We start from the raw sequence: 4050 nt of genomic DNA, 5'->3' as shown, positions 1-4050 counted from the left end.
ACCAGTCCCCAGTCACCAGTCACCAGTCCCCAGTCACCAGTCCCCAATCACCAGTCACCAGTCCCCAATCACCAGTCACCAGTCACCAGTCACCAGTCACCAGTCACCAGTCACCAGTCACCAGTCCCCAGTCACCAGTCCCCAATCACCAGTCACCAGTCACCAGTCACCAGTCCCCAGTCACCAGTCACCAGTCACCAGTCACCAGTCACCAGTCCCCAGTCCCCAGTCCCCAGTCCCCAGTCCCCAATCACTAATCATCAACAACAGCATAACTATATACAGAATTTCCATTTTTGTTGTTTTTAATAGCGTCGAAAGTGCCTTTGATAGTACCAGCAATGGGTACAGCAACCAGTGTTCCCAACAAACCAGCAATTTCAAATCCCATCAAAATCGCTATAAAAATCCATAGGGGATTGAGTCCGATAAAGTTACCAAGCAACTTGGGAGATAGGATATTATCTTTGATTTGCTGCATGATAATTGCTACCATTGCTACTGGAAATGCTAACCACCAAGTCTGTAAAAACACTAATAACGTTACCAACCCTATCCCTAATGTAGCGCCGATAAAGGGAATAAGCTCAGAAATACCGATGATAATGGCAAATAATAGGGCAAATGGTACTCTTAAAAATAAGAAAATCGGTGTCAGGGCTACCACCATAAACAGTGCCAGTAATAATTGGCTAAGGAAAAAGTTCTGAAAATTTAATTGTAAGGACTTGCTGAAGGGGATGCCAATATAAGATGGCAGGAGATTAATTAAACCATACCACAGGCGATCGCCATATAGCAGCATATAAAAAGCTAGTACAATTACTAACACTATATTCAGCAATCCTGATAATAAAGTTCCCGCAAATCCCACCGCACCAGAAGCTATCTGTTGTAGAATGTTCTGCACACCAGCATTAATTTGCTCAGTTACTAAACTTAGGTCAAGTTTTATACGTTTCTGACGTGCTAACATTTGCAAATTTTCCAGGTTGTCTTGACTGGAGGCTAACCAATCAGGAATTTTGTTTAAAAGTTGGATTGTTTGGTCAATTACCATTGGTACAAGGGTAAAACCCAAAATAATCAACAAAGCTAAAGTGAAGATTAAAACTATGATCACTGCCTGAGTGCGAGTAATCCTAGCTTTTTCTAATAATTTCACCGGGTAATTCAGCAAAAACGCCAAAATTGCCGCAATACTCAGAATAGTAATTGGATGCTGGAAATAACGAAACAGCAGAGACAGTAGCCAGACATTGAGAGCGATAATCGGGCCACTCAGACCATAAATTAGCAGAGTTTGTAAAGAGGCTGAACGGCGCATTTGATTTAATCTTAGGGAATAGGGAATAGGTAATAGGGAATGGGGAATAGGTTATAAAATGTATGATAATTACCAATTACCAATTACCCATTACCAATTACCCATTACCAATGGATAAAAATATTGCTGACCTTCGTAAAGACTACACTTTGCAAGATTTGAATGAAACAGAAGTTAACCCTAATCCTTTTATACAATTTAAATTATGGTTTGATCAGGCTCTAGAAGCAAAATTATTAGAACCTAACGCCATGACTTTGGCTACATCTACCCCTGATGGTAAACCTTCAGCCAGAATGGTCTTATTAAAAGATTTTGATGAAAGGGGCTTTGTTTTATTTACCAACTACAACAGTCACAAAGGACAAGAAATAACAGCCAATCCTCAAGCTGCGTTAGTATTTTGGTGGGCAGAATTAGAACGACAAGTGAGAATTGTGGGATGTGTAGAAAAGATTTCTGCTGAAGAATCGGATGGATATTTTGAAGTACGTCCTCATAATAGTCGTTTGGGCGCGTGGGCTTCTAATCAAAGTGAAGTAATTGCTAGTCGGGAAGTTTTAGAAGTACAATTACAGGATTTCCAGCGTAAATATGAAAATCAGGAAGTTCCTAGACCACCTCACTGGGGAGGTTTTCGGGTAATTCCCCAAGAAATAGAGTTTTGGCAAGGACGTTCTAGCAGGTTACATGATCGGTTGCTGTATTCTCGGTGGGATGATGGAAGTTGGAAAATACAACGTTTGTCACCTTAATTTTTTTGTAGCGGGCAAGATGCCCGTACCACAATTTCATGAGATAGTGTTAGGATCAATACCTAGTTCTCGTAACTTAGCTGCTAATAATTCAGCCCGTTGACGTTCCTGTTCAGCCCGTTGACGTTCCTGTTCAGCTTGTTCACTACTCCACAGCAGCAAATTTCCGTCACTATCCCACCACCGCAACCAGTTCATGGTTTGACATAATCTTTCACCTGGCCAAATTCCTAAAAATAGTGAGAGTTCAGGAATCCAAAAACGTCCATTAGGGTCTGCTTTTTGTTTGTTGTATTCTCCATTTTGCAAACAGCGTACTTCTAAACTGGGTTCGTAGGGATCATAAGTGACATAAGTGGGAACTTGGAGAATGTGTTCGTAAAAATACAACTTTCCATAAGGTGGTGTGGAACGTAATGATAATTCTCCACCTTCGGTATCAGAAAGAAATTCCATCACCACAGCTACAGGTTCTCCTTCGAGGTTGGGGGTATAACTGCGACGTACCACATCAGTAGCTACAGGATGCACCTGTGGCACATAAAACCAGTCGGGGGCTTTGACGATGATTTTTTTGTTTAAGGTGGCTACAAGCCCAAAATTAGAGCCAATCAGCATTTGTGGGAGGATGCGTCCTGCTGCACCTAAAGCGTCAGTAAGTGCAGCTGCTAAAGGTGGTTGTTGAATATTTTCCACTGGGTCATCAGGTAAAATAAAATCGGTGGGAAGTGGTTCCCAGGTGACAATGGGTGTTTTTTGAGTTGGGTGAGTTTGTAGAATCATAGATTTATTTATAATAGGTGATCTGAATTAGGATTTGAGGATGTACAGGATGTTATTTAATGATGGTTGGTTACGCACAAGTCACTAAAGAATGAACCACGAAGAACGCAAAGGACACGTTCACCGAAGGTGTTCCCGAAGGATAGGTAAGAGGTTTTAGAGAGATTTTCTATTTTCATCCTCTACATCCTTTAATCCTGGTTATCCTGATTCTGACACAAATATCATCATTAACCTATCATTTTCAACCAGGCAAATATTTGATTAACTGTTAATTGTAAATTGATTTCTGCTAAAATTAGTAACTGTTGATCACCTCTGAATAATTCTGGTTGTTGTTGGGGACGAAAAACCAAAATAGAACGATCTTCAGGATCTATTAACCAACCTAACAAACAACCATGATTTAAACAATATAAAATATTATCTATCACGCGAGTTGAATTTTGTTCAGGTGAGAGAATTTCAATAGTCCAATCTGGAGGAATGAAAAAATCATTAGGGACTTCACCTTCAGCAGTAAAGGGAATATTTGACCATTTCAAAACCGCGATATCAGGAACTACGGAACGCACACCAAAACTACAACGCAATTCAGGAAAAGCATAAGCTATTTTTTCGCTTTCTGTGATATCGTTAATAGTATTGCATAGTCTTAATTGTAAACGGCTATGTTTGCCTTTGGGCATGGGTTTAGTGATAATTTCCCCGTTGATATATTCCCTGACCGGTTTTGTTTCTGGGAGTTTGAGAAATTCTGTTAAGGTGAGGGATTGATTAATTATTGTGGGCATGATTTTTTGTATTTCTATTTTTAGAAAGATTCTCCAGCTAATCTGAGAACATCATTAATAATGCTATCATTTAACCACATTCCTTGTTGTTTCAACATAGCAATCACAGGAGCAATAGAAGATAAGTAACCTAATTTTTTAGCTTTTACTAAAACACCTAATGTTCCCGTGTATTTTAATTTGTGTATATTAGCAATACGTCGAGCTAATTAATCATCAAAAATTAACAAACTGCCAGGTTTTTCTAAACCTAAACCTAATACTTCTGCTTCACCTTGTCCCAAATCTATCCCACATTCCGCACCCTCAACTGTCACAGATCAAAAAAGCCATTAAAGTAGTACATAATAACTAAAGGTAACTTAAAAGTTAAGAGGCTTAATGAGAGTAA

General features: G+C 39.5%; 5 protein-coding genes. 2 read left to right on the top strand and 3 right to left on the bottom strand.

The annotated features are described in order from the left end of the window. Positions 1-257 (top strand): hypothetical protein (locus H6F47_RS26950; RefSeq protein WP_199291314.1); only part of this gene is annotated, 257 nt, incomplete at its 5' end. On the opposite strand, the gene H6F47_RS26945 is transcribed toward H6F47_RS26950, so the two are convergent. Then, the gene (locus tag H6F47_RS26945) at positions 254-1327 is read right to left on the bottom strand and encodes an AI-2E family transporter (RefSeq protein WP_190348739.1); all 1074 of its coding nucleotides are present in this window, start codon (positions 1325-1327) and stop codon (positions 254-256) included. The genes H6F47_RS26950 and H6F47_RS26945 overlap by 4 nt on opposite strands. A gap of 110 nt (positions 1328-1437) precedes the next feature. On the opposite strand from H6F47_RS26945, the gene pdxH reads away from it, so the two are divergent. Beyond that, positions 1438-2082, top strand: coding sequence for a pyridoxamine 5'-phosphate oxidase (gene pdxH, locus H6F47_RS26940; protein WP_096572561.1), 645 nt, complete (start codon positions 1438-1440; stop codon positions 2080-2082). 36 nt (positions 2083-2118) lie between these two features. Here pdxH and H6F47_RS26935 read toward each other — a convergent pair whose 3' ends face one another. Further along, entirely contained in the window at positions 2119-2865 is a 747-nt protein-coding gene (locus H6F47_RS26935; RefSeq protein WP_190651810.1) for a Uma2 family endonuclease, read from the bottom strand. A gap of 230 nt (positions 2866-3095) precedes the next feature. Continuing rightward, positions 3096-3659, bottom strand: coding sequence for a Uma2 family endonuclease (locus H6F47_RS26930; RefSeq protein ID WP_190651808.1), 564 nt, complete (start codon positions 3657-3659; stop codon positions 3096-3098). Positions 3660-4050: the final 391 nt, after the last annotated feature.

This window comes from Sphaerospermopsis sp. FACHB-1094 (assembly GCF_014696195.1).
GTDB lineage: Bacteria > Cyanobacteriota > Cyanobacteriia > Cyanobacteriales > Nostocaceae > Sphaerospermopsis > Sphaerospermopsis kisseleviana.
The sequence above is the reverse complement of the archived record's forward strand: the minus strand, read 5'-3'. Positions and strand labels throughout refer to the sequence as shown.